General features: G+C 70.1%; 23 protein-coding genes, 1 tRNA gene and 1 pseudogene. 9 read left to right on the top strand and 16 right to left on the bottom strand.

Annotation, left to right across the window (positions count from 1 at the left end):
- Positions 1-107 precede the first annotated feature (107 nt).
- The gene (locus tag KZI27_RS01140) at positions 108-647 is read left to right on the top strand and encodes a peptidylprolyl isomerase (RefSeq protein WP_027466924.1); all 540 of its coding nucleotides are present in this window, start codon (positions 108-110) and stop codon (positions 645-647) included.
- 238 nt (positions 648-885) lie between these two features.
- A complete protein-coding gene (locus KZI27_RS01145) occupies positions 886-1,509 on the top strand; it encodes a rhomboid family intramembrane serine protease (protein WP_261784004.1) in 624 nt (207 codons plus the stop codon).
- 422 nt (positions 1,510-1,931) lie between these two features.
- On the opposite strand, the gene KZI27_RS01150 is transcribed toward KZI27_RS01145, so the two are convergent.
- Positions 1,932-2,186 (bottom strand): cell division protein CrgA, encoded by a 255-nt coding sequence (locus KZI27_RS01150; protein WP_123311274.1) that lies wholly within the window; start codon positions 2,184-2,186, stop codon positions 1,932-1,934.
- Positions 2,187-2,267: 81 nt separating this feature from the next.
- On the opposite strand from KZI27_RS01150, the gene KZI27_RS01155 reads away from it, so the two are divergent.
- Positions 2,268-2,912 (top strand): anthranilate synthase component II, encoded by a 645-nt coding sequence (locus KZI27_RS01155; RefSeq protein WP_123311272.1) that lies wholly within the window; start codon positions 2,268-2,270, stop codon positions 2,910-2,912.
- Between the two features lie 214 nt (positions 2,913-3,126).
- Here KZI27_RS01155 and pknB read toward each other — a convergent pair whose 3' ends face one another.
- The 7 genes from pknB to KZI27_RS01190 all read right to left on the bottom strand — a co-directional run bounded on the left by pknB (position 3,127) and on the right by KZI27_RS01190 (position 12,327).
- Positions 3,127-4,950 carry a Stk1 family PASTA domain-containing Ser/Thr kinase gene (pknB, locus tag KZI27_RS01160; protein ID WP_261784005.1) on the bottom strand — a complete coding sequence of 608 codons (1,824 nt, stop codon included), beginning with the start codon at positions 4,948-4,950 and terminating at the stop codon, positions 3,127-3,129.
- 121 nt (positions 4,951-5,071) lie between these two features.
- The gene (locus tag KZI27_RS01165; RefSeq protein WP_222658976.1) at positions 5,072-6,853 is read right to left on the bottom strand and encodes a serine/threonine-protein kinase; all 1,782 of its coding nucleotides are present in this window, start codon (positions 6,851-6,853) and stop codon (positions 5,072-5,074) included.
- Positions 6,850-8,304 (bottom strand): peptidoglycan D,D-transpeptidase FtsI family protein, encoded by a 1,455-nt coding sequence (locus KZI27_RS01170; RefSeq protein WP_222658977.1) that lies wholly within the window; start codon positions 8,302-8,304, stop codon positions 6,850-6,852. Before KZI27_RS01170 ends, KZI27_RS01165 begins: the two co-directional genes overlap by 4 nt.
- Positions 8,301-9,743: an FtsW/RodA/SpoVE family cell cycle protein gene (locus tag KZI27_RS01175; protein ID WP_222658978.1), complete on the bottom strand. Its 1,443-nt coding sequence runs from the start codon at positions 9,741-9,743 to the stop codon at positions 8,301-8,303. The genes KZI27_RS01170 and KZI27_RS01175 overlap by 4 nt, the downstream gene beginning before the upstream one ends.
- Complete coding sequence (locus KZI27_RS01180) at positions 9,740-11,092, bottom strand: Stp1/IreP family PP2C-type Ser/Thr phosphatase (RefSeq protein ID WP_222658979.1); 1,353 nt, start codon at positions 11,090-11,092, stop codon at positions 9,740-9,742. Before KZI27_RS01180 ends, KZI27_RS01175 begins: the two co-directional genes overlap by 4 nt.
- 6 nt (positions 11,093-11,098) lie before the next feature.
- Entirely contained in the window at positions 11,099-11,650 is a 552-nt protein-coding gene (locus tag KZI27_RS01185; RefSeq protein WP_222658980.1) for an FHA domain-containing protein, read from the bottom strand.
- Positions 11,647-12,327 (bottom strand): FhaA domain-containing protein, encoded by a 681-nt coding sequence (locus KZI27_RS01190; RefSeq protein WP_123292929.1) that lies wholly within the window; start codon positions 12,325-12,327, stop codon positions 11,647-11,649. Before KZI27_RS01190 ends, KZI27_RS01185 begins: the two co-directional genes overlap by 4 nt.
- An 86-nt stretch (positions 12,328-12,413) precedes the next feature.
- Between KZI27_RS01190 and KZI27_RS01195 the strand changes: the two genes are divergently transcribed.
- A tRNA-Leu gene (locus tag KZI27_RS01195) sits at positions 12,414-12,500 on the top strand.
- Positions 12,501-12,585: 85 nt separating this feature from the next.
- Here the strand turns inward: KZI27_RS01195 and KZI27_RS01200 are convergent.
- Positions 12,586-13,065 (bottom strand): hypothetical protein, encoded by a 480-nt coding sequence (locus KZI27_RS01200; protein ID WP_222658981.1) that lies wholly within the window; start codon positions 13,063-13,065, stop codon positions 12,586-12,588.
- A 58-nt stretch (positions 13,066-13,123) separates the two neighbouring features.
- On the opposite strand from KZI27_RS01200, the pseudogene KZI27_RS01205 reads away from it, so the two are divergent.
- A pseudogene (locus tag KZI27_RS01205) lies at positions 13,124-13,809 on the top strand (NUDIX domain-containing protein).
- On the opposite strand, the gene KZI27_RS01210 reads toward KZI27_RS01205, so the two are convergent.
- Both KZI27_RS01210 and KZI27_RS01215 read right to left on the bottom strand, forming a co-directional pair.
- Positions 13,792-14,409, bottom strand: a complete 618-nt coding sequence (locus KZI27_RS01210) for a TetR/AcrR family transcriptional regulator (RefSeq protein ID WP_222658982.1) — start codon at positions 14,407-14,409, stop codon at positions 13,792-13,794. The pseudogene KZI27_RS01205 and the gene KZI27_RS01210 sit on opposite strands and share 18 nt — an antisense overlap.
- A gap of 20 nt (positions 14,410-14,429) precedes the next feature.
- The gene (locus tag KZI27_RS01215) at positions 14,430-15,965 is read right to left on the bottom strand and encodes a PucR family transcriptional regulator (RefSeq protein WP_222658983.1); all 1,536 of its coding nucleotides are present in this window, start codon (positions 15,963-15,965) and stop codon (positions 14,430-14,432) included.
- A 92-nt stretch (positions 15,966-16,057) separates the two neighbouring features.
- Here KZI27_RS01215 and gabT point away from each other — a divergent pair, with 92 nt between their 5' ends.
- From gabT to KZI27_RS01235, 4 genes are read left to right on the top strand one after another with little or no spacing between them, the layout of a single operon-like run.
- Complete coding sequence (gene gabT / locus KZI27_RS01220; protein WP_222658984.1) at positions 16,058-17,419, top strand: 4-aminobutyrate--2-oxoglutarate transaminase; 1,362 nt, start codon at positions 16,058-16,060, stop codon at positions 17,417-17,419.
- Positions 17,416-18,948 carry an NAD-dependent succinate-semialdehyde dehydrogenase gene (locus KZI27_RS01225; RefSeq protein WP_222658985.1) on the top strand — a complete coding sequence of 511 codons (1,533 nt, stop codon included), beginning with the start codon at positions 17,416-17,418 and terminating at the stop codon, positions 18,946-18,948. Before gabT ends, KZI27_RS01225 begins: the two co-directional genes overlap by 4 nt.
- A complete protein-coding gene (locus KZI27_RS01230) occupies positions 18,945-20,333 on the top strand; it encodes a flavin monoamine oxidase family protein (protein ID WP_222658986.1) in 1,389 nt (462 codons plus the stop codon). The genes KZI27_RS01225 and KZI27_RS01230 overlap by 4 nt, the downstream gene beginning before the upstream one ends.
- Before the next feature lie 36 nt (positions 20,334-20,369).
- The gene (locus tag KZI27_RS01235; protein WP_185094120.1) at positions 20,370-20,531 is read left to right on the top strand and encodes a hypothetical protein; all 162 of its coding nucleotides are present in this window, start codon (positions 20,370-20,372) and stop codon (positions 20,529-20,531) included.
- Positions 20,532-20,615: 84 nt separating this feature from the next.
- Here KZI27_RS01235 and KZI27_RS01240 read toward each other — a convergent pair whose 3' ends face one another.
- The 5 genes from KZI27_RS01240 to KZI27_RS01260 all read right to left on the bottom strand — a co-directional run bounded on the left by KZI27_RS01240 (position 20,616) and on the right by KZI27_RS01260 (position 26,426).
- Complete coding sequence (locus KZI27_RS01240; protein WP_222658987.1) at positions 20,616-21,974, bottom strand: NAD-dependent succinate-semialdehyde dehydrogenase; 1,359 nt, start codon at positions 21,972-21,974, stop codon at positions 20,616-20,618.
- Between the two features lie 19 nt (positions 21,975-21,993).
- On the bottom strand, positions 21,994-23,415 hold the full coding sequence (locus tag KZI27_RS01245; protein WP_123311242.1) for an APC family permease: 1,422 nt from the start codon (positions 23,413-23,415) through the stop codon (positions 21,994-21,996).
- Positions 23,416-23,548: 133 nt separating this feature from the next.
- Positions 23,549-24,616, bottom strand: coding sequence for an agmatine/peptidylarginine deiminase (locus tag KZI27_RS01250; protein WP_222658988.1), 1,068 nt, complete (start codon positions 24,614-24,616; stop codon positions 23,549-23,551).
- Positions 24,613-25,647: a nitrilase-related carbon-nitrogen hydrolase gene (locus KZI27_RS01255; protein WP_222658989.1), complete on the bottom strand. Its 1,035-nt coding sequence runs from the start codon at positions 25,645-25,647 to the stop codon at positions 24,613-24,615. The genes KZI27_RS01250 and KZI27_RS01255 overlap by 4 nt, the downstream gene beginning before the upstream one ends.
- A 44-nt stretch (positions 25,648-25,691) precedes the next feature.
- Positions 25,692-26,426, bottom strand: a complete 735-nt coding sequence (locus KZI27_RS01260; RefSeq protein ID WP_222658990.1) for an Abi family protein — start codon at positions 26,424-26,426, stop codon at positions 25,692-25,694.
- Positions 26,427-26,468 lie beyond the last annotated feature (42 nt).

The following is a 26,468-nucleotide window of genomic DNA, read 5'->3' on the forward strand; positions in this document are numbered from 1 at the left end:
CCATCGGATCGGCGTGACCCCATCCTGCCACCAGAGTCCCTGACAGGTCACGGAGCCTCACCTGTGGGTCCGGTCCGTACGCAGCCGGTACATGCGAGAATCGGAACATGTCTCTGCACACCGCTGTCGCAACGATCCACACCAACAAGGGCGACATCCGCGTCAACCTGTTCGGCAACCACGCTCCGAAGACCGTCAAGAACTTCGTCGACCTCGCAACGGGCCAGCAGGAGTGGACCCACCCGGGCACGGGCAAGGTCTCCACCGACAAGCTCTACGACGGCGTCATCTTCCACCGCATCATCAAGGACTTCATGATCCAGGGCGGCGACCCGCTCGGCCAGGGCATCGGTGGCCCCGGGTACCGCTTCGACGACGAGATCTCCCCCGAGCTCACGTTCCAGAACCCCTACATCTTCGCCATGGCGAACGCCGGCATCCAGGGTGGCCGCGGCACCAACGGCTCGCAGTTCTTCATCACCACGGTGGCGACGCCCTGGCTGCAGGGCAAGCACACCATCTTCGGTGAGGTCGCCGACGACGAGTCCCGTGCCGTGGTCGACGCCATCGAGGGTGTCCCGACCGACGGTCGCGACAAGCCCGTCGAGGACGTGGTCATCCAGAGCATCGACGTCGAAGGCGTCTGATCCTCACGTGACCGACCAGGCGTACAACCCGAACAACACCTGCTACCGGCATCCGGACCGGCAGAGTTTCGTCCTCTGCCAGCGCTGTGGGCGGACGATCTGCCCGGAGTGCCAGACGCCGGCGGCAGTCGGGGTGCACTGCCCGGAATGCGTGCGGGAACAGCGCGCACAGTTCGCAGCGAACCGTCGCGCGTCCGGAGCCCCGAGCGGGTTCACGGTCGCGCGACGGCGCTTCGCGATGCTCGACCAGAAGGCGACGGTCGTCATCGTGGCGGTCACCGCCGCCATCTGGCTGCTCGACCAGGTGAGCGGCCGGTTCTTCACCAGCCTGCTGGCCTACAACTCGTTCCTCTTGCCCACGCAGCCGTGGCGAGTCGTCACCTCCCTGTTCGTGCACTCGGGCATCTTCCACATCCTGTTCAACATGTGGGCGCTGTGGATCTTCGGCCGGATGCTCGAGAACATGCTCGGTACGTGGCGCTTCGTCGCGCTGTACTTCATCACCGGGATCTTCGGGTCGATGCTCGTGACGTTCCTTGCTCCTGGCACGACCGTCGTGGGGGCGTCCGGCGCGATCTTCGGTCTCTTCGCGGCGTTCTTCGTGCTGCAGCGGAGTCTCGGGCAGAACGCCGTGCAGCTCCTCGTGATCATGGGGCTCAACCTGGTCGTCGGGTTCCTCCCGGGGATCAACATCTCGTGGCAGGCCCACGTCGGTGGGATCATCGGCGGGTTCCTGGTGGGCTTCGTGTTCGCCAAGACCCGGAACGTCCGGCAGCGGCCGCTCCAGATCGGCCTGCTCGCGGCCACCGCGGTGGTCGGCATCGTGCTCACCGCAGTCGGGTACGCGGTCACCATCGGCTGACCCGACCCGGACACACGTCCGACCGAACGCCCCGTCGCTTCCGCGGCGGGGCGTTCGTCGTTCCCGGACGGGACGGCGCAGCCACCCGTCCATGTGTCGCTTCCGCGACCGAACGGCGGACGGGAGGCACGGTGCCAGGCCGCCACGGGCCTCCAGGCCGCCGTCCACAAGGCGCCCGCAGAGTTATCCACAGGTGTGGAGAAACCGGTGAGTTACACGCGTGTGATTATCCCCACTGTGGACTCAGCTGTGGATAACTCCGGGGTCGGGGTGTGGATGACCATGTGGAGAGTGTGGAGAAGTGTGGACAACCGCCCAGATCCTCGATGATCCGGGCGCTGAGGCCAGGAACTCCTGTGGAGAACGACGACGCCCGCCGCACCTGGTGGTGCGACGGGCGTCGGGAAGTCTCGCGGCTGGTGTCAGCGCCAGCGGGTGGTCATGAGGAAGCCGATGAACATGATGCCGAAGCCGATCAGGATGTTCCACGAGCCGAGGCTCGGGACCGGCAGGGTCGCGTTCGAGATGTAGAAGACGATCACCCAGACCAGGCCGATGATCATGAAACCGAACATGACCGGCTTGAACCACACCGGATTGGGGCTGTCCCCCGCGGTGTCGACCGAGTCGGCTCGGGTCCTCCGGGCGGGCTTGGTGCGGTCCTTGTCACTGGCCATGGCCGGTATCCTACCGTGACCACGTGTGTGGATCGGCCCGCAGACCGCTGCACACATCCCCCACGAGTACGGTGAACCGCCATGACCAGGATCCTCGTCGTCGACAACTACGACAGCTTCGTCTACACGCTGAACGGGTACGTCCAACAGCTCGGGGCCGAGACGGACGTGGTCCGCAACGACGCCTTCCCCGAGTCGGAGATCGCAGACCGCATCGCGGAGTACGACGGCGTCCTGCTGTCGCCCGGCCCGGGCACCCCGGCCGACGCCGGCGTCTCGATCCCGACGGTGCACGCAGCGATGGCCTCCGGAACCCCACTGCTCGGGGTCTGCCTCGGCCACCAGGCGATCGCGGAGGCCCTCGGGGCCACGGTCACGCACGCGGACGAACTCATGCACGGCAAGACGTCGCAGGTCGACCACGACGACAGTGCGCTCTTCGCCGGGGTCCCGCACCCGTTCACGGCGACGCGGTACCACTCCCTCGCCATCGTCGACGGGACGGTCCCCGACGAACTGACCGTCACGGCCCGGACCGGCGGCGGCGTCATCATGGGCGTCCAGCACCGTGACCACCCGCTCTACGGCGTGCAGTTCCACCCCGAGTCGGTCCTGACCGAAGGCGGCTACCGCATGGTCGGCAACTGGCTCGAGACCACCGGCCTGTCCGGTGCCGCCGAGCGCGCCGACGGCCTCGGCCCGCTCATCGCGACGCACCGCGCCTGAGCTGCCAGTGCACGCACGACGGCGTCGTGCTTGACGGTGGCGGCCGCAGCAGTGGACGCGACGACCTGACGAGCTGCGGTCGCGTGGCGGGGGTGCGCCGGGCCTCCTGGCCGTCAGCGTGCCGACAGGAGGCCCGTTACCGGCCCGTCACGCTGCACGCGCATGCGTGCGGTCGACTCGAGAGCCGCGGAGACGCCGTCAGTGATCGGAACGGTCAGCGACCGTCGCCGTTGTCCCCGCCGTTGTCCCCGCCGTTGTCCCCGCCGTTGTCGCCCTTGTCGTCCCCGTTGTCGGTCGACGGGGCGCGGGTCGGCTGGCTCGCCGCGCAGTACGTCAGCGTGACGGCACTGCCCTGGGCGATGTCGCCCTGGGGGGTGTCCTGCTGCGTGACGAGGCCGCCCGTGCACGAGTACGACGGTGACGGCGTCACGGTGAGGCCGAGCTGCTCGAGCGACGCCTTGGCCTCGGAGAACTGCTGGTTCGTGACGTTCGGCAGCTGGACCTTGCCGTTGGAGACCGTGAGGTTGATCACGATGCCCTTGGTGTGGAGCGAGCCGGACTCGGGGTCGGAACTCATCACGGTGCCCTCCGGCACGTCGGACGAGTAGTCGGAACTGATCGCGCCGACACGGAACCCGGCATCGTCCAGCGCCTGCTGCGCCGCTGCCTGAGACTGCCCGTTCAGTTCGGGTACCGGGACCCGCTCGGGGCCGAGGGACACGACGACGTTGACACTGGACTTGCGGCCCACGTTGATGCCGGAACCGGGGTCGGTGCGGATGACCATGCCCTTGTCGACCGAGTCGGAGTTCTCCTCGACCTTGACGGCCGTGAGGTCCTTCTTCTCGAGGGCGGTGGACGCGGCACTGAAGGTCGACCCGGTGACGTTCGGGACGCTCACGGACGACGACACCGGCGGCTTGCCCGGCTGCAGGTTCGCGACGAAGAACACCACACCGACGATGACCGCGACCGTCAGCAGGATCCCGACCCAGATCCACGCCACCGGCGGACGGTTCTGCGTGCGCTGCGGGCGGTGCTCAGCCGTGTCGTCGTCGAGCTCGCGGAACGCCGCGGCCGGGTTCGACGTGGTGCGCGGGTCGACCCCGAACAGCACCGTCGAGGCGTCGTTCGCCGCGTTCTGCTGGATCTTCTTGGTGGACGCCGGCACCCGGCCCGCAGCAGCCTGCTGCAGGTCCGAGCGGAACTCTGCTGCGTTCTGGAAGCGGCGCGTGCGGTCCTTCACCAGAGCGTGCAGGGTCACGGCGTCGAGCGCCGGCGAGACCGCTGGCGTGATCGAGGACGGTGCGACGGGCTGCTCGCTGACGTGCTGGTAGGCCACCGCCACCGGGGTGTCCCCGAGGAAGGGCGCACGGCCGGTGAGGAGCTCGAACAGCACGACACCGGTGGAGTAGATGTCCGTGCGGGCGTCGACGGTCTCGCCGCGGGCCTGCTCCGGCGAGAAGTACGACGCGGTGCCGAGGATCGACGTGGTCTGCGCGACGGTGGCCGAGGTGTCGGTGATGGCGCGGGCGATGCCGAAGTCCATGACCTTGACCTGGCCGCTGTGCGTGACCATGACGTTGGCGGGCTTGATGTCCCGGTGCACGACGCCGGCGCGGTGCGAGTACTCGAGCGCGGTGAGGATGCCCTCGGTGATGCGGACGGCCTCGGCCGGAGCGACGGCGCCCTCGGCGATGATGTCGGAGAGCGGGCGGCCCTCGACGTACTCCATCACGATGAAGGGGACCTGCACCTCGGCGCCCGAGGCCTCGGTCACGGTCTCCTCGCCCGCGTCGTACACGCGGACGACCGTCGGGTGCGCCATGCGTGCGGCGGCCTGGGCTTCCTGCCGGAACCGGGTGCGGAACGCCGGGTCGTTGGCCAGGCTCGGCTTCAAGAGCTTCACCGCGACCTTGCGACCGAGACGGGTGTCGTTGCCGAGGTGCACGGTTGCCATGCCGCCTCGACCGATGACGTCACCGATCTCGTAACGGTTGGCGAGGAGGGTGATCCCCGCGGTCACACCTTCTGGCACGTACTCCTCCGTCTGTCCGTCCGGGCTAGTGTACGGCAGCCGAACCTGGTGAGACGCTGGTCCGGGAGGGGTCGACCGAACCGTTACCGAACGGTGTCGACAGTCCCCGTCCGGGGGTCGTTCAGTTGCCGTCCATCGGGGCGTCGGTGGGGTCGATGCCGTCGTTCGGGTCCGTCGTGGGCTCCTCGGTGGGCTCGGTCCAGGTGACCTGCGCCCCGGGCGACGAGTCGGAGACGACCGCCGTGCCGGACTGCGGCGACTTGCAGGTCACCTTGTAGGACAGGGTCACCGTGCCGGACTGCGCAGCCGCGACGGTGACCGCCGTGCCGGAGGTCGAGCCCGAGCTGCTGCCGTTCGACGGGACCGTGCCGTTGTCGATCGTGTACGTGTAGCTCACGTCGGAGTACCCGGCGGGGCACTTGTCGTAGGACGGCCAGCTGAACGTGACGCGGCCGGAGTCGCTCACGGAGCCACCGGTCGCACGCTCGGGGGCCTCGGCGGTCAGCACGTCGCCGAACGCCTTGATCGTCACCGTCGTGCCCTGCTCGAGGCTGCCCTCGGGGCTGAGCGACTCGACGGTGCCGACCTGGTCGGAGGACGTCGCGTTCGACCCGGCGACGACCTCGGCGACCAGACCCTGACCACGGAGCTGGTTCGCGACCTGCTCGGCGTTCTGGCCCGTGTAGTCGGCCGCCGACACGGTCACGCGGGTGTCGACCGGCGTCTGGGACGGGGTCTCGGACGGTGTCGTGGTCGGACGCGGGGTCTTCGAGGCGGACTTCGACGGGGTCGGGTCCGGGTCTGCAGCACCGTTCAGCGCGAACGTTCCGACGACACCGGCGATCGCGAGCACGACGACGATGCCGACGACCCACCAGATCCAGGCGCGCTTCTTCTTCGGTTCCTCGGGCTCGTCGGTCGCCGGGGACCGCGGTCCGACGGGTCCACCGGCACCGCCGGCGGCCGCACCGGACTGGGTGCCGAGCAGCGCCGTGGCAGCGTCGTTGCCCTGACCCTGCGGCGGGTTGAACGCCACGGTGCCGCCCTGCGCGATGGCGGGGACGGCGACGGTGGCCGCCGCGACGTCACCACGGCGGAGCGCCTGTGCGGCGCGCGCCAGGTTGGCGGCGGTGGCGGGACGATCGGCGGGCTTCTTCGCGATGCACGAGATCACGAGGGCGGCGACGGGCTCGGGGATGTCCCCGGGCAGCGCCGGCGGCTGCTCGTTGATGTGCGCCATCGCGATCGCGACCTGCGACTCACCCGTGAAGGGTCGACGACCCGCGAGGGCCTCGTACGCGACGATGCCGAGCGAGTAGATGTCGGTCGACGGCGACGCCGGGTGCCCGCTCGCCTGCTCCGGAGAGAGGTACTGCACGGTGCCCATGACCTGGCCGGTCGCGGTGAGCGGGACCTGGTCGGCGATGCGTGCGATGCCGAAGTCGGTGATCTTGACGCGGCCGTCCGGCGTGATGAGCAGGTTTCCGGGCTTGATGTCGCGGTGCACGAGACCGACCGCGTGGGCGGCCTGCAGGGCGTTCGCGGTCTGCGCGACGATGTCCAGGACCTTGTCGACCGGCAGCGTGTGCTCGCGCTCGATCATGGTCGAGAGCGCTTCGCCGGGGACGAGCTCCATCACGAGGTAGGCGCTGCCGTCCTCTTCGCCGTAGTCGAAGACGTTGGCGATGCCCTCGTGGTTGACGAGCGCAGCGTGGCGGGCCTCGGCGCGGAAACGCTCGAGGAACCCGGGGTCGCCGAGGTACTCGTCCTTGAGGATCTTGAGTGCGACGGTTCGGCCGATGACGAGGTCGGTGGCCTGCCACACCTCTCCCATGCCGCCGATGGCGACCCGGGACGAGAGCTGGTACCGCCCACCGAAGGTGAGTCCGCTGGTGGGTCTCATTTGTTCAGCACCGCCTCCATGACTTTCTTCGCGACCGGGGCCGCGACTGTGTTGCCGACTCCCGACTGACCGAGCCCGCCGCCGTCTCCGACGACGACCGCCACGGCGACCTCCGGGTCATTCGCGGGCGCGAACCCGGTGAACCAGAGGGTGTAGGGATCGCCTGTTCCGCCCTCGGCCGTGCCCGTCTTCCCTGCGACGTCGACACCGTCGATCTTGGCATTCGTTCCGGTCCCGGCGTTCACGACGCTCTGCATGGCTTCGGTGAGGTCAGCGGACTCGGAGGAGGACAGCGGATCACTGTACTGCCTCGGGGAGAAGGACTCGACCGTCTTCAGGTCGCTCGTGGTGATCGAGTCGACGAGCGAGGGCTGCATGACCTTGCCGCCGTTCGCGATGCCGGCCGACACCATGGCCATCTGCAGCGGGGACACCCGGACGCTCGCCTGTCCGAACGCGCTCAGCATGAGCTGCGCGGTGGAGTCGACCTCGGGGTACTGGCTGGCGGTCGCGGACATCGGGACCTCGATGGCGTCACCGAAGCCGTACTTGTCGGCCATGCTCTTGATCGCGTCGTACCCGAGCTTCTGTCCGAGCTCGGCGAACGGGATGTTGCACGAGTACTGGATGGCCGTGCGGAGCTTGACCTTGTCGCCGCCGCCGCACGTGCCGCCCTCGGCGTTGTTGATGTACGAGCTCGTGCCGGGGAGCTGCAGGCGCGACGGGTTCGGGAACGTCGAGTCGAGGTTGTACTTGCCGCCCTCGAGGGCAGCCGACGCGACGACGAGCTTGAACACCGATCCCGGCGTGTACAGGTCGCCGCCGATCGCACGGTTCTGCAGCGGGGACGACGAGGCGCCGAGCAGGGCGTCGTACTGCTCCTTGACCTTCGCGGTGTCGTGTGAGGTGAGCGTGTTCGGGTCGTAGCTCGGCTTCGACACCATGGCGAGGATCTTGCCGGTCTTCGGCTGGATCGCGACCACGGCGCCGCTGTTCGAGCCGAGGGCGTCGTACGCGGCCTGCTGGACGGCGGGGTCGATCGTCAGGTTGACGTTGTCGCCCTGGACGTCCTGGCCGGTGAGGATCGAGTTGAGGTTCTGGAAGAACGACGCGTCCGAGTTGCCGGACAGCACGGTGTTCTCCGCGCTCTCGATGCCGGTGTTGCCCTGACCGATGGTGAAGTACCCGGTGACGGCCGAGTACAGGTCGCCGTTCGTGTACTTGCGCTGGTACTCGTACTGGTCGTCCACGGGGGTCGACTCGGCGATCGGGCTGCCGTCGACGAGGATCGCACCGCGCTTGGTCGAGTAACTGTCCAAGATGGTTCGTGAGTTGCGGGAGTCGGCGCGGAGCGTGTCCGCCGAGAAGAACTGGATCGAGGTCGTCGACACGAAGAGTGCGACGAACATGAGCACGATGACGGTCGAGACACCGCGGAGCTGTCGGTTCATCGACGACGCTCCTTCCTGGTCGCGCGCGCAGACCGCCCGCTCGCGGCGGGGATCGCACCCTGCTGGACGCGTTGTTCGGCTGGGATGGAATCGGTGAGTCGCAGCAGCATCGCGGCGATGATCCAGTTGGCGATGAGCGAGGAACCACCCGCTGCCATGAAGGGCGTGGTCAGGCCCGTCACCGGGATGATCCGGGTGATGCCGCCGACGACGACGAAGACCTGCAGCGCGATGATGAAGCCGAAGCCCACACCGAGCAGCTTGCCGAAGTCGTCCTGGGCCATGAACGCCACGCGCAGGCCCCGCGACGCCAGGACGATGAAGAGCGCGAGGATCGCGAAGACACCGATCAGCCCGAGTTCCTCGCCGAGCGAGGCGATGATGTAGTCGGCGTTGGCGACCGGCGTGATGTACGGGCGACCCTGCCCGAGGCCGGTGCCCGTGATCCCGCCGTTCGCGAAGCCGAACAGGCCCTGCACGAGCTGGTAGCTCGCCTGGGTGTCGCGGCTGAAGACCTCTTGGTTGAAGGGGTCGAGCCACTGCTCGAACCGACCGTGCACGTACTCGAGGGCGCTCTGCGCGACCAGGGCACCGCCGACGAACAGCGCGAGGCCGATGATGACCCAGCTGATGCGGGCGGTCGCGACGTAGATCATCACGAGGAACAGGCCGAAGTACAGCAGCGCTGTGCCGAGGTCGCGCTGGAAGACGAGGACCGCCATCGCGGCGCCCCACATCACCAGGATCGGTCCGAGGTCGCGGGCCCGCGGGAACGTCATGCCGAGGAACTTCTTGCCGACGATCGACAGCGAGTCACGTGCGGTGACGAGGTACCCGGCGAAGAACAGCGCCATCGTGATCTTCGCGAGCTCGCCGGGCTGGAACGAGAACGGGCCGATCTTGATCCAGACCCGCGCGCCACCGATGTTCGTGCCGATGCCGGGCAGCATCGGCAGGAGCAGCAGGACGATCGTCAGGGCCATGAAGATGTACCGGTAGCGCTGCAGGAACCGGTGGTTGCGGACGGCGACGAGCGTGATGATCGCCAGGACCATCGCGAGCATCGTCCAGACGATCTGCTTCACGCCGATGGCGTCCCAGCCGGACAGGCCGTTGTGGACGTCGATGCGGTAGATCTCGGCGATGCCGATGCCGTTCAGCACCAGCGCGATCGGCAGGATGAACGGGTCGGCGTTCTTCGCGACGACCCGCAGCACCACGTGCATCACGAGCCCGAGGCCGAGGATGCCCCCGCCGACCCACAGCACCGAGGTGTCGAAGAGCCGACCCTTCGTGCCGAGCTGCACGAGGACCATCGCGCCGGCGCAGATGCCGCAGGCGATGACGAGGAGCACGAGCTCGAGGTTCCGAGCGCGTGCGGGTTCACGGAGCTTGATCGTGATCGCCTGGGTGAACGACTGGGCGGTGGCGTTGCTCATCGCGAGCCCCGGGTCGGCGAGGGCGTCGACGACCGGGTCGGGGACGGCGAGGGCGAGGAGGTGGATCCGCCGTCGCCGCCGGTGCCGGCTTGGTCCTGCCCGGTCTCGGCGGCCTTGCGGAGGCGGTCGACGATGTCGCGCGCGTCGCCGAGCGACTGCGCGTTGATCGTCGAGCGGACGTTCTCGCGGGTGTAGTCCGGCAGCATCGACACGGTGATGTCGGTGTCCTCGTAGACGTCCGACAGCGCCAGTGGGCCGATCGACTGCTGGACGCCCTTGTAGATCGCGACGGTGCCCCGGTCGGTGCCGACGTAGTAGTGGTCCTGCGTGATCCGCCAGCCGATGAACACCGCGCCGACGAGCACGGCGACGGCGACCACGAGCGCGACGGTCCACGACACCCGGCGTCGGATGCGGCGTCGGCGGTCCTCGGCGATGAGCTCCGCGAAGAACTGGTCGGACTCGGGCTCGAAGTGCGAGTCCTCGGGCGCGGTGGTGACCTTGAGCGGGTGCAGCAGGATCGTGGGGAGGCGGATCGGCTTGCGGCCGGTCGATGCCTCGAAGGTCAGGGGAGCGGCCGCGGAGCCGACGGTGGTGGCCGCGTCGTCATCGTCGTCGACATCGTCCGCGGTGACGTCCATGACCACGACGGTGACGTTGTCGGGGGCGCCGTGGTCGAGCGTCTCCTTGACGAGGCGCTGGGTGACCTGGTTGGCGTCCATGTTCGACGCCAGGGCGTGGCGGATGCGTTCCTCGGCCAGGTACGACGACAGGCCGTCGGAGCACAGCAGCCAGCGGTCGCCCGGCTGGATGTCCATGATCGCGGTGTCGACCTCCGGTGCGGCGTCGACGTCGCCGAGCACGCGCATGAGCACCGAGCGGCGGGGGTGGACCGCTGCTTCTTCCGGGGTGATCCGGCCGCTGTCGACCAGGCGCTGCACGAAGGTGTGGTCCGACGTGATCTGCTGCAGCTCACCGTCGCGGTGCCGGTAGATGCGCGAGTCGCCGATGTGCGCGATCGCGATCTGCTCGCCGACCCGGATCATCGCGGACACCGTGGTGCCCATGCCGGTGAGCTCCTGGTGCTCGAACACCGTCTCGGTGATGAGCTGGTTCGCCGCGATCAACGCCGACTGCAACGCGAACTCGGCGTCGTGCGCCGACGGGAACTCGCGGTCGACCTCGCGGATGCGCCGGATCGCGATCGCCGAGGCGACGTCGCCGCCGGCGTGCCCGCCCATGCCGTCCGCGACCGCGAACAGGTGCGCCCCGGCGTAGCCGGAGTCTTGGTTGTTCGCGCGGATGCGGCCCACGTGGGACACAGCGGCGCTCAGCGTGCGAGCGGTCATGCCGGGTTACCGCCGCAGCTCGAACGTCGTCGTCCCGATCGTGATCGGCGTGCGCTCCGCGACGATCAGGGGAGCGCTCACCTTCTGACCGTTGACGAAGGTGCCGTTCGTGGACTCGAGGTCGGTGAGGAGCCAGCCGTCGGCGCGCAGGTCGAGCCGGGCGTGGTTGGTCGAGGTGTAGTCGTCGCGGATCACGACGTTGGACTCGCTGGAGCGACCGATCGTGATCGGTCCGCCGCCGAGGGGCATCTCCATGCCCTCGCGCGCGCCCTCGGTGATCACGAGACGCACCGCGGCCGGCGAGGGGGACTGGGTCGCGGCGGTCGGTTGCCCGATCAGGTCGGTGAACGCGCCGCCCGAGGCCGCTGCCGGCGCCGCCGCTGCGGGGATCGTCGGGGTCGTCGGGCCGGAGGGTGCCGACTTGGAATCCATGGGGATCGTGCGCACGCGCTGGCCGAAGAGATCACTGCGGAGGGCGAAGACGATCACGAAGACGAACAGCCAGAGCACCGCGAGGAACGCGAAGCGCAGGACGAGCAGGGTCAGGCCTGTGGTCATCGAGCACCTCCGTCGTTCTCCGGGATCACCCGGAACACCATACGGGTACGACCGATCTCGATGGTGGAGTCCGGCTCCACGATCGCCTGTTGGAAGTGCTGACCGTTCAGCTTCGAGCCGTTCGTCGAGCCCAGATCGGTGGCCTGGGCGTGCTTCCCGTCCCAGAGGACCTCGACGTGCTTCCGGCTCGTCCCGGTGTCCGCGATCGTGATGTCCGCGTCGCTGCCGCGGCCGATCACGGTGCGTCCGCGCTGCAGGCGGTGGCGCTGCGAACCGATGTCGAGCACGGCGATCCAGGCGACGTCGCGCTGCACCGTGGTGGAGTCGATCTGCAGGATGCCCGTGGAGAGCGTGCCGTCCTGTTGCAGTCGGATGGTGACCGGTCCGGAGAACGAGTAGTTCTGTGCGACGGCGTGCTGGTGGGCCATCTGCGTGAGTTCGTCGATCAGTGGACGACCGACGTCGTTCATGCGCGTGAAGTCCGGTGGCGCCAGACGCACGGTGAACTCGTTCGGCACCAGGATCCGCTCGCGGGACACCACGGCGGCCTTCGTGTCGAGCTCGCGGCGCAGGGCACTCGAGATCTCGACCGGCTGCACACCGGAGCGGAAGGTCTTCGCGAACGCGCCGTTCACGGCGCGCTCCAGCCCTCGCTCGAAGTTGTCCAGCAGGCCCATGTGTCTCCAGAATCGTCGGTCGCCAACCACTGCATGGTAGTGGTTGGCGCAGGGGGCAGTCTGTGCGTGGTAGTGTTTTGGGGCTGGCGCGAGTGGCGGAATTGGTAGACGCGCACGGTTCAGGTCCGTGTGCTGGAAACGGCGTGGGGGTTCAAGTCCCCCCTCGCGCACCAGGCGAAACGAGGAAGGCCCCGGAGGAATCCGGGGCCTTTCCTCGTTCTCGGGGTGTGCCGCCCGGAACGGTCGGCGGGGTGCGGATCAGGTCCGATCGGTGCCCGTCGCATGGTCGGGATCCGGCCTGGAGGCACGGCTCGGCCCCGACACGCCGGTTCCGGAGAACCCGTGGCCGGTTCTTCCCGCACCGCTCGGTGCGAAGAACGGGCGCGCGCTGGGCAGGAAGAAGAGGACCGCGGCGACGACCGACAGTGCGATCGTCAGGAGTCCGAGTTCGCCGCTCGTGAGGCTGAGGGCAGCGCGGGCCGCTGCGACGACGACCAGCACGATGCGTGCCACCCGCGACCCGCCGGCCATGCGGACGACGGCCCAGCCGACGAGCCCCCAGACGACGACCGCGACGAGCACCGTCAGGACCGTGCCGAGGCCGGTCGTCGCCGTCCCCGCGACGAACTGCAGGACGGTCGCCACCAGGCAGACGGCGACCCAGACGAGCCAGAGCACGAACGACACGGTGACCACCTGCGGTCGGTCCGGGCGGCGGGTGAACAGGGTGCTGGTCATGGCTGCACGGTACCGGGCGTGCAGGTCCTGCGGACGGCCCCGCCGCTAGCGTGACCGGGTGACCGATGATCGTGCAGCAGCCCCCCGCCCCGGTGTCGACGTCCCCGATGCCCGGGGGCGGACCGGACTCGACGCCGTCGGCCGTGACCTCGACCGCAACCCCGACGTCGTCGTGCGGGACGTCGAGGTCGTGTCGGACGGTTGGCACGTGCTCCGTCGCACGACGCTCGACGTCCGGCGCCGGGACGGCCGGTGGGACCGGCAGCAGCGTGAGACCTACGACCGCGGGAACGGTGCCACGGTGCTGCCGTACGACGCCGAGCGCCGTACGGTCCTGCTCACCCGGCAGTTCCGGTGGCCGGCGTACGTGAACGGCCACCCGGACGGCATGCTGATCGAGGCAGCGGCGGGGCTGCTCGACGAGGACGACCCGAGACCGCCGTCCGACGTGAGGCCGCCGAGGAGCTCGGCATCCGGCTCGGCGCGCTCGAGCACCTGGGGGACGTGTTCATGAGCCCCGGTTCGGTGACCGAGCGCGTCCACTTCTACGTCGGTGCCTACACGCCGGCGGACCGGGTCGAGGCCGGCGGTGGGGTCGAGGACGAGGGTGAGGACATCGAGGTGCTCGAGTTGCCGCTCGACGAGGCGCTCGCGATGGTCGAGGACGGCCGGATCGCCGACGGCAAGACGATCATGCTGCTGCAGTGGGTGGCACTGCGGCGGGTGTCACCCGGCCAGCGCTGACGCGTCCAGGCCGACGGCGCGGGCGATCGTCGTGCGGACCAGGCCCTCGCGGGTCGGGCGGTCGAGGTAGTCGACGAGCGCGTACCCGTTGGTGGCGTCGACGAGCGCGAAGAGCAGGCGTCCGACGCCGTCCGGGTCGTCGGTGCGCATCGCGCCGGCGTGCACACCGTCGACGACGACCGTGGTCGCCAGGAGCTGCCAGTCGTCCATGACGTCGCGTGCCGCGGTCGCCAGTGCCGCGTTCGTGCGGCCGATGCTCCACGCGTCGGCCCAGAGGGCGGCGACGTCGTCGCGTGCGGGGTCGGCGATGCAGCCGAGCAGGGTGCGGAGGCCGGAGACGGGGTCGGGGACGTCGGTGACGATCGCGCGGACCTCGGCGACCTCGGCGTCCGCGACGGTGCGGAAGGTCTCGCCGACCAGGTTCTCCATGCTCGGGCGGTAGTGGGCGACGAGCGAGGGCGCGACCCCGATCACCGCGGCGACCCCGCGGAGGGTGACCGCCGCGAGGCCCTCGGCGCGCGCCAGGTCGACCGCGGCGGCCGTGATCTGGGCCTCGCGTTCGGCCGGGCTGAGGCGCCGGCGGGCCGGTGTCGACGGCATCGTCCCACCGTATCCGGGCGTCACGCGCCCTCGACGACGAACGCCGCCCACAGGTCGGCTCGGGTCGCGAAGACGGAGAGGTCGCGGTCCAGGAGCCGGCCGGCGTGCTCGACCCGGGAGCGTGCGGTGTGGCGGTGGATGCCGAGCACCTGGGCGGCCCGGTCGTACTCGCAGTTCTGCTCGAGCCAGGCGCGGACGGTGCGGGTGAGCTCGGTGCCCGCCGACCGGTCGTGTTCGAGCAGGGGAGCGAGGAACGCGCGGGCGACGGCTCCCGCGTCCACGTCCACGTGGGCCAGGTGTGCGAGGACGCCCTCCCGGGCGAGGTCGCCGAACTCGGTGGTGCCCGGGCGTCCTTCGCGGCGGCGGTCGAGGGCCTGCACGGCCTCGGTGCGGGCGCGGCCGAACGAGCGGTACGCGGCACCGTCCGACAGACCGGCGCGCAGGTCGAAGCGCCCGACGAGCTCCTCGACGATCGCGGTGTCGTCGGCGCTCACGCACAGGAAGAGTGCGTCGTCGACGGCGAAGAAGAGCTGTCCGGGCCGGTCCTGCACCCACAGTTCGAGCAGGTCGACGACGGTGTCGAGGTCCTGGTCCGCGACGTCGACGGCCGCGATCCGGACCGGTTCGGCGGGCAGCGGCCCCCACACCTCGCGCGACGTCGACTGGACGACCTCCGGATCGCCGACCGAGAGCATGGTGAGGAGCCCGGTGCGCAGGAGCCCGCGTGCCCTGGCCAGCTCGCGGTTCTGCTGCAGTGCGAGGCCGGCGAGGGCGATCACGGAGGTCACCACCTCGCGTCCGGCGCGGTCGAGTGCTCCTCCGTTGGCGATCGCGAGCACGCCGCTCAGGTGGCCACCGCTGCCGAGGGTCTGCAGCGTGAACCCGGTGTGGTGCTCGGTCGTCACCGGCAGGCTCGCCCGCTGTCCCGCACGCAACAGGCGTAGTGCCTCGGTCCGGAGCAGCTCGAGGTCCTGGTCGGGCACGCCGTCCGCCGGGTGCCCACGGTCCAGGCGCCCCGAGACGTCGAAGAGTCCGACCCAGCCGTCGAGCTGCCCGGAGAGCTCGGCGATCGTCGCGCCGAGTCCGTCCGGGCGCATCGCCGCGAGCGAGATCGCCCGCTGCGCGGCGAGGGCCCAGGCGTTCCGGGCGTTCGCGTCACGGGCGACGGCTTCGGCGTTCGCCTGCGCCACCGCGATGAAGGAGGTCTCGTAGGGCACCTCGAACAAGGGGAGTCCGTCCTGTTCGCAGGCTGCGACGAGGGCGTCCGGGGTGCCGGCGCGGACGACCTCGGTGCCGAAGCCGAGTGCGACGACGCCACGCTCGACGAGCCGGCGGACGTAGGGGCCCGCGACGTCCTCCGGGACCTCGGCCTCGGTGCCGAACTGGGTGCCGGTCGTCAGCAGTCCCTGCCCGTCGGCCAGGAACCGCGTCGGGTCCTCGAGGTCGGAACTGTGCAGCCACGACAGCGGGGCGTCGAGTGCGCCCGAGTCGGCATCGGTGAGCAGGCGGAGGCGGAGGTCGGCTCGGTGCAACAGGGAACGCAGCGTCGCGGGCATGCGAGCACCTTATCCACCGGGGCGATCGAAGCGGGTGCCGGTGTACACGATGGACAGCCGTCCGGACCGCCGCAGGCTCCTACGATCGCCGCATGTCCTCCACCGCAGCACCCTCGATCAGTACGCCCACCGGCGGCCCCTCGCTGCCCCAGGAGCGACGGCTCGTCACGGCCGTCCCCGGCCCGCGGTCACGCGAGCTCATGGCGCGGAAGGCCGGTGCCGTCGCGGCCGGGGTCGGCGTCGCCGTGCCGATCGCCGTCGTCGCTGCCGGTGGTGGGGTCGTGGTGGACGCCGACGACAACTCGTTCGTCGACCTGGGCTCGGGCATCGCCGTGACGAGCGTCGGCAACGCGCACCCCGGTGTCGTCGCCGCGGTCACCGAGCAGGTCGCTGCCTTCACCCACACGTGCTTCACGATCGCCGCCTACGACGGCTACGTCGCCGTCGCCGAGGCCCTCAACCGCCTGACCCCCGGTGACCACGAGAAGCGGACGGCCCTGTTCAACTCCGGCGCCGAAGCCGTCGAGAACGCCGTGAAGATCGCGCGCAAGCACACCGGTCGACAGGCCGTCGTGGTGTTCGACCACGCGTACCACGGTCGGACGAACCTGACGATGGCGCTCACCGCGAAGAACCAGCCGTACAAGGACGGCTTCGGACCGTTCGCGCCCGAGGTCTACCGGGTGCCGATGTCCTACCCCTTCCACGACGGACTCTCCGGGCCCGAGGCGGCGAAGCGCGCGATCAGCCAGATCGAGAAGCAGGTCGGCGCGGCGAACACCGCTGCGGTGCTCATCGAGCCGATCCAGGGTGAGGGCGGCTTCGTCGTCCCCGCACCGGGCTTCCTCACCGCCCTGTCGGAGTGGGCCACGGCCAACGGCGTCGTCCTCATCGCCGACGAGGTGCAGACCGGCTTCGCGCGCACCGGGGCGATGTTCGCCAGCGAGCACGAGGGGATCGTGCCGGACGTCGTCACCACCGCGAAGGGCATGGCCGGCGGTCTGCCCCTGTCCGCCGTGACCGGTCGTGCCGAGATCATGGACTCCGCCCACGTCGGCGGGCTCGGCGGCACCTACGGCGGCAACCCGATCGCGTGCGCCGCCGCGCTCGCCGCGATCGACGCGTTCGAGCACGACGGGCTGATCGACCGCGCCCGCGAGATCGGGGACGTGCTGCTCGGACGGCTCCGGACGGCGCAGACGACCGACCCGCGGATCGGAGACGTCCGCGGACGTGGCGCGATGGTCGCGATGGAACTCGTGGACCCCGCGACCGGCGAACCGGACGCCGCACTGACCGGGAAGGTGGTGCGGCACGCGTTCGAGCACGGTGTCATCGCGCTGACCGCCGGCACGTACGGCAACGTCGTCCGGTTCCTGCCCCCACTGTCGATCGACGACGCCCTGCTCCACGAGGGACTCGACGTCGTCCTGGAAGGACTCGCAACAGCATGACCACCGTCACCACCACCGCCCCCGCGGCCGACCGCACCGACGCCGAACGCGAGCTGCTCGCGCGCGTCCCCACGGGCCTCCTGGTCGACGGCGTCTGGCAGCCGGCGGCCGACGGCCGGACCTTCGCCGTCGTCGACCCCGCCACCGGCGAGACGCTGCTCGACATCGCCGACGCAACCCCCGGAGACGGTGTCCGAGCCCTCGACGCCGCGGAAGCAGCCAAGACGGGCTGGGCGACCACGCCACCGCGACAGCGCGCCGAACTGTTGCGGCGCGCGTTCGACCTGCTCCAGGAACGACGGGAGGACTTCGCGCTGCTCATGACGCTCGAGATGGGCAAGCCGCTCGCCGAGGCCCGCGGCGAGGTCGCCTACGGCGGCGAGTTCCTGCGCTGGTTCTCGGAGGAGGCCGTCCGGATCGGCGGCTCGTACGGCGTCAACCCGGAGGGCACCGGCCGCGCCACCGTCTCGCACAAGCCCGTCGGTCCCGCGTTCCTGATCACGCCGTGGAACTTCCCGCTGGCGATGGCCACGCGGAAGATCGCACCGGCGCTCGCCGCCGGCTGCACGGTCGTCGTGAAGCCGGCCGAACTGACGCCGCTGACGACCCTGCTCTTCGTCGACCTGCTGCGCGAGGCCGGACTGCCCGCCGGCGTGGTCAACGTGGTGCCGACCACCCGCGCCGCCGACGTCTCCGGGCCGGTGATCGCCGACCCCAGGCTCCGGAAGCTGTCCTTCACCGGCTCGACGCCGGTCGGACGCACGCTGCTCGCCCAGGCGGCGCAGAACGTGCTCCGGACGAGCATGGAGCTCGGCGGCAACGCCCCGTTCCTGGTGTTCGCCGACGCCGACCTCGACCTGGCCGTGGAGGGCGCGCTCGCCGCGAAGTTCCGCAACACCGGGCAGGCCTGCACCGCCGCGAACCGGTTCCTGGTGCACGAGGACGTCGTCGACGAGTTCGCCCGCCGGGTCACCGCACGCGTCGAGGCCATGCGGGTCGGACGCGGCACCGAGGACGGCGTCGCCATCGGACCGCTCATCGACGACCGCGCCGTCGACAAGGCGCACCGCCTGGTCACCGACGCGCTCGACCGCGGGGCGACGCTCCGCACCGGCGGTCACCCGGTCGACGGCCCCGGCACCTTCTACGCGCCCACGGTCCTGACCGACGTGCAGCCCGGCAGCGACCTGCTCCGCGACGAGATCTTCGGGCCCGTCCTGGCGATCCGGACCTTCCGCACTGAGGACGAGGCCGTGGCCGCCGCCAACGACACCGAGTACGGTCTGGTCGGCTACGCGTTCACCGAGGACCCGGCTCGCGGCCAGCGCCTCGTGGAGCGCCTCGAGACCGGGATGCTCGGACTCAACACCGGTGTCGTCTCGAACGCGTCCGCCCCGTTCGGCGGTGTGAAGCAGTCCGGGCTCGGTCGCGAGGGCGGCGGCGAGGGCATCGCCGAGTACCTCGAGACCATGTACACGCTGACCCCGGACCCGTTCCGGAGCACCACCACCGAAGGAGCAGCACGATGATCGAGAGCGACGTCGTCGTCATCGGAGCCGGTGTCACCGGCCTGACCGCCGCGAACCGCCTGCGCGCGGCGGGGATCACCGTCACGGTGCTCGAGGCACGCGACCGCGTGGGCGGACGCACCTGGACGAACGACATCGACGGCGTCACGCTCGAGATCGGCGGCCAGTGGGTCTCGCCCGACCAGACCGCGCTGCTCGAGACCCTCGACGAACTCGGGCTCGACACCTACGACCGGTACCGCGAGGGCTCCAGCGTCTACGTCGACGCCGCGGGCACCCGCACCGAGTACACCGGCGACATCTTCCCGCTGCCCGAAGCGACGGCGAACGAGATCGAGCGGCTCGTCACGGTCGTCGACGAGTACGTCGCGACGGTCGATCCCGCACGACCCTGGGAGACCCCGGACGCCGCGGCACTGGACGAGACCTCGTTCCGCGCCTGGCTGCACACGCTCAGCCCGGACCGCGTCGCCACCGACAACGTCGAGCTGTTCATCGCGGGCGCCATGCTCACGAAGCCCGCGCACGCGTTCTCGGCACTGCAGGCCCTGCTGATGGCCGCCTCCGCCGGCAGCTTCGCGAACCTGGTCGACGCCGACTTCATCCTGGACAAGCGGGTCGTCGGCGGGATGCAGCAGGTGTCCGAGCGGCTCGCCGAGCGCCTCGGTGACGCCGTGCACCTGAACGCGCCGGTGCGCACCCTGCGCTGGACCGACGAGGGGGTCGTCGCGCTCGCCGACGGCGGCCTCGAGGTGCACGCCCGGCAGGCGCTCGTCGCCGTGCCGCCGCCCCTGTACTCGCGGATCTCGTACGAGCCGCCGCTGCCCCGTCGCCAGCAGCAGCTGCACCAGCACCTGTCGATGGGCTTCGTCATCAAGGTGCACGCCGTCTACGACCGGCCGTTCTGGCGCGGCGCCGGGCTCTCCGGCACCGCGTTCAGCCCCTACGAGGTCGTGCACGAGGCGTACGACAACACCGAGCACGGCTCCGAGCAGGGCACGCTGGTCGGGTTCGTCTCCGACCAGCACGCCGACGACCTGTTCACGCTGTCGGCCGAGGAACGGAAGGCCCGGGTGCTCGGCTCGCTCGCGCACTACTACGGCGACGAGGCCCTGCGTCCGGTCGTGTACTACGAGAGCGACTGGGGCACCGAGGAGTGGACCCGTGGCGCCTACGCGGCGAGCTTCGACCTGGGTGGGCTCGTCCGCTACGGCGCCGACCAGCGTGCTGCCGTCGGTCCGATCCGGTTCGCGTCGAGCGACCTGGCCGGGCAGGGGTACCAGCACGTCGACGGTGCGGTGCGGATCGGGCGCGAGGTCGCCGACGAGATCCTCGCCGTGACCCCGGTCAGCGCCGGCGCGGGCGCTGCTGGCTCGTCCGTCTGAACGGGCGCAGCGACGGCCGCGCGTAGCGTCCGGACCATGAGCGACACGACGGCGAACGGATCCAGCGACCCCAGCGAGGCCGAAGAGCAGTACACCGAGGACCTGCCGGACGGGTCGCCCACGGGCGACGCGACGAAGGACCCCGCGCAGGACAGCGACACGGACTCCGGCGGCGAGCCCGCCGACCCGCAGCAGTAGCGGCGACCGACGAGCGGACGGGAGGCACGGTGCCAGCTGGCACCGTTCCTCCCGTCCGTCGTGGAGCCGGGTCCAGAGCGTCCGTCAGCCGATGCGGATCAGCTTCTTGTTGACGAACTCGTCGGCCCCCAGGGGGCCGAGCTCGCGGCCGAACCCGCTCGCCTTGACGCCGCCGAACGGCAGTTCCGGGCTGTCCGCGCCGACGATGTTGACGTAGACCATGCCGGCCTCGAGCCGGTCCGCGACGCGGAGTGCCTGGTCGGCGTCCGTGGTGAACAGGTACGAGCCGAGCCCGTACGGGGTGTCGTTGGCGAGTGCCACGGCGGCGTCCTCGTCGGCGACGCGGTACACGGCGGCGACGGGGCCGAAGAACTCCTCGCGGTAGGCGTCGTTGTCCGGCGTGACGTCGGTCAGGATCGTCGGCACGAAAGCGTTGCCCTGGCGGTCGCCCCCCGTGACGACCGTGGCACCCTGCTCGACGGCCGCGGCGAGCTGCTCCTGCAGCCGGTCGGCGGCGGCCGGCGAGGACAGCGGGCCGAGCTCGGCACCGGGCGTGCTCGGATCCGTCGGCGCGACCGCAGACATCGCGGCGGTGAACTTCGCCAGGAAGTCGTCGTACAGGTCGTCCACCACCAGGAAGCGCTTCGGGGCGTTGCAGACCTGCCCGTTGCCCTCGAGGCGGGTGGTGACGGCCGACTCGACCACGGCGTCGAGGTCGTCGGTGGACAGCACGATGAAGGGGTCCGATCCACCGAGTTCGAGCACGACCTTCGTGAGGTTCCGGCCCGCGATCTCGGCGACAGCGGCACCGGCGCGGGCGGAACCGGTCAGCGAGACGCCCTGCACGCGTGGGTCGGCGATGACGTCGGCGGCCTGGTCGTTCGTCGCGAAGACGTTCGTGTACGCGCCCTCGGGGAACCCGGCGTCGTGGAAGACGCGCTCGATCGCCAGCGCCGACTCGGGGCACTGGGGCGCGTGCTTGAGCAGCACCGTGTTGCCGATGAGCAGGTTCGGACCGGCGAACCGGGCGATCTGGTAGGCGGGGAAGTTCCACGGCATGATGCCGAGCAGCACGCCGATCGAGGACTTCCGGATGAAGGCGCTGCCCTCGGAACCGTCCGCCAGGGTGATCGGCTGGTCGGCGAGGAACTCCTCGGCGTGGTCGGCGTAGTAGTCGTAGATGTCAGCGCAGAAGTCGACCTCGCCCTCGGCCTGGTCGATCGGCTTCGCCATCTCGCGCACGATCGTCGCCGCGAGATCGGCGCGCCGCTCGCGGTACAGGTCGGCGACGCGGTGGAGCAGGGCGGCGCGGTCGGCGACGGTGCTGCTGCGCTCGCGGTGGGCGCGGTCCGCGACAGCGATCGCCGCCCGGAGCTCGTCGTCGGTGATGGTCGGGAACGTCTCGAGGGTCGTGCCCGTGGTGGGGTCGGTGACGGCGTACATGGCGTCCTCTCGTGGTGGGTCAGGCCTGGTCGGTCAGCTGCTTGTTCACGCCGGTGACCGGCTGGTTCTCGTCGAAGCCCTTCGGTGCGACCCGGAAGCCCTTCGTGATGACGAGCAGGTAGGCGAAGCCGATCGCCGCCCACACTCCTCCTGCGATCAGTGCGTCGGCGTGGAGCTGCGACCAGAGCACCCCCGTCAGGACCATCGCGAGGCCCGGCAGCACGATGTACTTCCAGCGGTCGCCCGCCGTGTGACGACGACCCTGCCGCACGGCGAAGTGCACGATGACCGTGGCGTTGACGAACGTGAACGCGACGAGGGCACCGAAGTTGATGTAGGCGGCGACCGTGTCGAGCGAGAAGCTCATCGCGAGCAGGGTGACCGCGCCGACGAAGACCACGTTGAATACCGGGGTGTGCGTCCGGGGGTGCACGTAGCCGAAGACGCGCTTCGGCAGGACGTTGTTCCGACCCATCACCATGAGCATGCGGGCGACGCTCGCGTGCGACGCGAGCCCCGACGCCAGCGCGGCGACGAACCCGGCCGAGACGAGCACCGCCTGGAACACCGGACCGCCCACGAGCAGGCCGATCTGCGGCAGCGGGTCGTCGGTGAACTCGCCGAACGGGGCGTTCGTCGGGAACCGCAGCTGCGCGAAGTACGCGGAAACCAGGAAGATCGCGCCGCCGAGCAGCACCGTCAGCATGATCGCCTTCGGCATGATCCGGATCGACTTGGCCTCTTCGGTGTACATCGTCACCGCGTCGAAGCCGATGAACGAGAAGCAGACCACCGTCGCGCCGGTGAGCAGCGCCGACATCGTCACACCGTCGTGCACGAACGGTTCGGCGCTGACGATCGTGCCGGCACCCGCGCCGTGCGTGAGCTCGATCACGGTGAAGACCACGAACGCGATCATCGCCAGGATCGCGCCGACGAGCAGCACCATGTTGAGGTTCGACGTGCCACGCATCGACAGGCAGATCACCGTCGTCACGAACACCGTGTAGACGACGACCGTCACCCACGGGGGCAGCGCCGGGAACACCTGCTCCAGGTAGAGCCGGATGATGAGGGCGTTCACCATCGGCAGCAGCAGGTAGTCGAGCAGGGACGCCCACCCGACCATGAAGCCGAGGTTCGGGTGCATCGACTCCCGCACGTAGGTGTACGCGGAGCCTGCGGCCGGGTAGACGCGGACCATCTTGCCGTAGCTGATCGCCGTCAGCGCCATGATGACCAGCGCGATCAGGTACGCGCTCGGCACCGCCCCGTCGGTCTGCCCGGAGACGATGCCGAAGGTGTCGAACACCACCGTTGGGGTCATGTAGCCGAGGCCCAGGCCGACGATCGCCCAGAGCCCGAGGCTCCGCTTCAGGGAGCCGCCGCGCGCAGGTGGTGCCGAGGCCGTCGGTGCGGGGACCGCGGTCGGTGATGCCATGTGACTTCCCTGCTCTTCGGGGCCGGGCAGCGTCGCCCGGGCCGGTTCGGAGCACCATACCGACGCTCCGGCGCCGTGCGGACCGGCCGCGGTGTACAGGCATCGGGGAGTCGCTGTACACCGCGGCGATGGCTCAGACCGCCGGCTGTTGCTGCGTGATGCAGTGCAGCCCGCCGCCGCGCGCGAAGACCTCACGGGCGTCGATCGAACGCACCTGACGGCCCGGGTACACGTCGGCGAGGATGCCGCGGGCGCGGTCGTCGGCAACGGGGTCTCCGAAGGCGCAGGCGACCACGGCGCCGTTCACCACCACGTGGTTGACGTAGTTCCAGTCGACGGGGCCGTCGTCGTCGGTCAGGGTCGACGGGGCCGGTAGTTCGACGATCGTCGCGTCCGTGGCCTGTTCGAGTGCCCGACGGATCTGCGGCATCACCAGGTGGTCCGGGTGGCCGGCGTCGGGCTGCGCGTGCAGCAGGAGGGTGCGGGACATCGTGGTGGCGGTGGTGCCGCTGGTGGCCCTGGTGCCGCTGGTGTCACTCGGGGCGCCCGCGAACGTCGCGACCATGTCGACGTGGCCCCGGGTGCCGAACCCGTCGTAGTCACGTGCCAGGCCGCGGGGCAGCCAGACCACGTCCGTCGCGCCGATCGTCCGGGCGAGCTCGAGTTCGACGCGCTCACGGTCGGCGTACGGGTTCCGTCGCGGATCGAGCTGCACGGTCTCCGTCACCAGGACGGTGCCCGTGCCGTCGACGTGGATCGCCCCGCCCTCGTTCACGAGCAGCGACGGGATCCGCTCGGCACCGGCGGCGACTGCGACCGTGGCAGCGACCTCGGCGTCACGGGTCCACGTCGACCACGGGTTCGCGCCCCAGCCGTTGAAGACCCAGTCGACGGCGCCGAGCTCGCCGGTCACGTCGTCGACGACGAACGTCGGCCCGATGTCGCGCATCCAGAAGTCGTCCAGCGGCGCTTCGAGCACGTCGACCTGCTCCGACAGCAGCCGGCGGGCGTCGCTGCGCGCCACCGGGTCCACGACGATCGTGACGGGCTGGTGCTCGCTGATCGTGTTGGCGGTGGTCGCCCACGTCCGCCGCGCCGCTTCGGCGCTCGCCGCGTCGTCACCGAGCGTCAGGCCGGGGCGTGGGAACGCCATCCAGGTGCGTTCCTGTGGAGCCGTCTCGGGAGGCATCACCCACGTCATGCGCGTGCCTCCGGTCCGACGTCGGTCGCCCCCACCCCGATGGCCGCGTCGATCGCGTCGCGTGCGCCGAACGCGTGGCGGTCCTCGTCGACCGGGGCGACGAGCCCCGCGTAGAGGTCCGGTCGACGGGTCACGTAGAAGGGGAACAGCCGGAGCCACTCCGTCCGGGCCTCGAGGTCGAGGTCCGCCACGAGCACCGCGTCGGCGTCACGCGGTGCCTCGGCGAGCACGCGGCCGAACGGGTCCGAGATGAACGACGACCCGTAGAAGGTGATGTCGCCCTCGTCGCCCCACCGGTTCGGGACGACCATGAACTGGCCGGCGGTGATGCCGTTCGCGACGATGACCTGCCGCCAGATCGGGGCGGTGTCGAAGTCCGGGAACGTCGGCTCGGAGCCGATCGCCGTCGGGTACACCAGGACCTCGCTGCCGGCGAGACCGTACGACCGCGCGACCTCGGGGAACCACTCGTCCCAGCAGGTCGGCAGGCCGAGACGCGCGCCGAGTCCGGCGGGCTCGTACACCGGGAAGGCATCGTCGTCCGTCCCCGGGCGGAAGTAGGTGTCCTCGTGGTAGCCGGCGCTGATCGGGATGTGGGTCTTTCGGGTCCGGCCGACCAGGGTGCCGTCGGGGGCGACGAGGACGGCGGTGTTGTAGCCACGGGGGTCGTCGGGCTGGTCGTCGTCGGCAGGCCGCTCGTACAGGGAGGCGTGGACGAACACCTCGTGCTCGATCGCCTGTGCGCGGGCGAAGGCCACCGTCGGGCCGTCCTCGAGCGATTCGGCGAGGTCCTTCGGGGTGCCGGTCGCCGGGGTGTCGCCGGGGTAGCGGCGCAGGGTGAGCTCGGGGAGGAACACGGCGGTCGCACCGGTGGCGGCAGCGGAGGCGATGCCGTCGGCGAGCTGTGCGCGGTGGGCAGCGGGGTCCTCGAGCCAGTGCGTCTGCACGAGGGCGACGCGGGTCGTGCGGCGTGGCCTGCCGGTGTCCTGGTGCAGCGGAGACGGTTGCGGGGGAGCGATGACGACGTCCATCCCGCCATTGTTGATCGCATGGTCAACGAGCGCAAGGTTCGCTTTCACCAGTCCCGTCGCGGGTCGTCCTTGGTCAGCTGCCGGAGCGAGCTCCTTGCCGCTGCAAGCGCCGGGAAGGTGGGATCGAGTTTGGCGAGCAGCGAGAGCATGCCGTTGAAGCGATGTCGGACATCGACCTGGAGGAGGTTGTCGTGGTGCGCGACGCGGTTTCTCAGCCGACGCAGCATCTCGAGTTGGCTGCCGATTCGTTCCCGGCTGGCGTCGTCGGCGTCCGCTCCGGGGAAGGCTGTGCTGATCGCCGACCGCCAGAGTTGTTGCTGGCGCACCGGTGACTCCGATCGGGAGACCGGGCGGACGAGCTTCACCCACGATCCGAACATCAGTTGCGCCACGACGTCGTCGTGGCTGGGTGGCGTACCGCATCTCGGGTGGCTCGATGGTCGTTCCGCCATCTCCTGAGCGGCTCGGTTGCGAGCGTCCACGAGCTGCCGCCGGAGCAGCGAATACAGAGGGTCGACAGTGACGCCGGCCGAGGACCACTCAGGAACGCCTCCACTCTTGACGCTCCAGGCGGACAGTTCGATGTCGATCGCGTTCCGCACAGCTATCTCGACGAAGGCGATCTGTCCGTGCAGTGCACCGGCCAACTGCGCGGCCCAAAGGTACAGGGCGACGGCACGGCACCGGTCGCCGTCCGCGGCGTCGATGTAGGTTGCGAGCCGCGCGGGGCTGACGAGACGCTCGAGGGCGTCCGGTTGACTGAGCTGCGCTGAGGTCATAGCGTTGTGTTCACGAGCGTCAGGCTTGGACTGACGTGCTTA

It is taken from the genome of Curtobacterium sp. TC1 (genome assembly GCF_019844075.1).
Lineage (GTDB): Bacteria > Actinomycetota > Actinomycetes > Actinomycetales > Microbacteriaceae > Curtobacterium.

What these genes read in the sequence shown, in the direction of transcription:
- KZI27_RS01180 (WP_222658979.1), bottom strand. Translation starts at nt 11,092, where the DNA reads ATGACCGCTCGCACGCTGAGCGCCGCTGTGTCCCACGTGGGCCGCATC.
- KZI27_RS01215 (WP_222658983.1), bottom strand. Translation starts at nt 15,965, where the DNA reads ATGCCCGCGACGCTGCGTTCCCTGTTGCACCGAGCCGACCTCCGCCTC.
- gabT (WP_222658984.1), top strand. Translation starts at nt 16,058, where the DNA reads ATGTCCTCCACCGCAGCACCCTCGATCAGTACGCCCACCGGCGGCCCC.
- KZI27_RS01175 (WP_222658978.1), bottom strand. Translation starts at nt 9,743, where the DNA reads ATGAGCAACGCCACCGCCCAGTCGTTCACCCAGGCGATCACGATCAAG.
- KZI27_RS01145 (WP_261784004.1), top strand. Translation starts at nt 886, where the DNA reads ATGCTCGACCAGAAGGCGACGGTCGTCATCGTGGCGGTCACCGCCGCC.
- KZI27_RS01155 (WP_123311272.1), top strand. Translation starts at nt 2,268, where the DNA reads ATGACCAGGATCCTCGTCGTCGACAACTACGACAGCTTCGTCTACACG.
- KZI27_RS01170 (WP_222658977.1), bottom strand. Translation starts at nt 8,304, where the DNA reads ATGAACCGACAGCTCCGCGGTGTCTCGACCGTCATCGTGCTCATGTTC.
- KZI27_RS01260 (WP_222658990.1), bottom strand. Translation starts at nt 26,426, where the DNA reads ATGACCTCAGCGCAGCTCAGTCAACCGGACGCCCTCGAGCGTCTCGTC.
- KZI27_RS01235 (WP_185094120.1), top strand. Translation starts at nt 20,370, where the DNA reads ATGAGCGACACGACGGCGAACGGATCCAGCGACCCCAGCGAGGCCGAA.
- KZI27_RS01150 (WP_123311274.1), bottom strand. Translation starts at nt 2,186, where the DNA reads ATGGCCAGTGACAAGGACCGCACCAAGCCCGCCCGGAGGACCCGAGCC.
- KZI27_RS01190 (WP_123292929.1), bottom strand. Translation starts at nt 12,327, where the DNA reads ATGGGCCTGCTGGACAACTTCGAGCGAGGGCTGGAGCGCGCCGTGAAC.
- KZI27_RS01200 (WP_222658981.1), bottom strand. Translation starts at nt 13,065, where the DNA reads ATGACCAGCACCCTGTTCACCCGCCGCCCGGACCGACCGCAGGTGGTC.
- KZI27_RS01210 (WP_222658982.1), bottom strand. Translation starts at nt 14,409, where the DNA reads ATGCCGTCGACACCGGCCCGCCGGCGCCTCAGCCCGGCCGAACGCGAG.
- KZI27_RS01225 (WP_222658985.1), top strand. Translation starts at nt 17,416, where the DNA reads ATGACCACCGTCACCACCACCGCCCCCGCGGCCGACCGCACCGACGCC.
- KZI27_RS01240 (WP_222658987.1), bottom strand. Translation starts at nt 21,974, where the DNA reads ATGTACGCCGTCACCGACCCCACCACGGGCACGACCCTCGAGACGTTC.
- KZI27_RS01230 (WP_222658986.1), top strand. Translation starts at nt 18,945, where the DNA reads ATGATCGAGAGCGACGTCGTCGTCATCGGAGCCGGTGTCACCGGCCTG.
- KZI27_RS01255 (WP_222658989.1), bottom strand. Translation starts at nt 25,647, where the DNA reads ATGGACGTCGTCATCGCTCCCCCGCAACCGTCTCCGCTGCACCAGGAC.
- KZI27_RS01165 (WP_222658976.1), bottom strand. Translation starts at nt 6,853, where the DNA reads ATGAGACCCACCAGCGGACTCACCTTCGGTGGGCGGTACCAGCTCTCG.
- KZI27_RS01140 (WP_027466924.1), top strand. Translation starts at nt 108, where the DNA reads ATGTCTCTGCACACCGCTGTCGCAACGATCCACACCAACAAGGGCGAC.
- KZI27_RS01250 (WP_222658988.1), bottom strand. Translation starts at nt 24,616, where the DNA reads ATGACGTGGGTGATGCCTCCCGAGACGGCTCCACAGGAACGCACCTGG.
- KZI27_RS01185 (WP_222658980.1), bottom strand. Translation starts at nt 11,650, where the DNA reads ATGACCACAGGCCTGACCCTGCTCGTCCTGCGCTTCGCGTTCCTCGCG.
- KZI27_RS01245 (WP_123311242.1), bottom strand. Translation starts at nt 23,415, where the DNA reads ATGGCATCACCGACCGCGGTCCCCGCACCGACGGCCTCGGCACCACCT.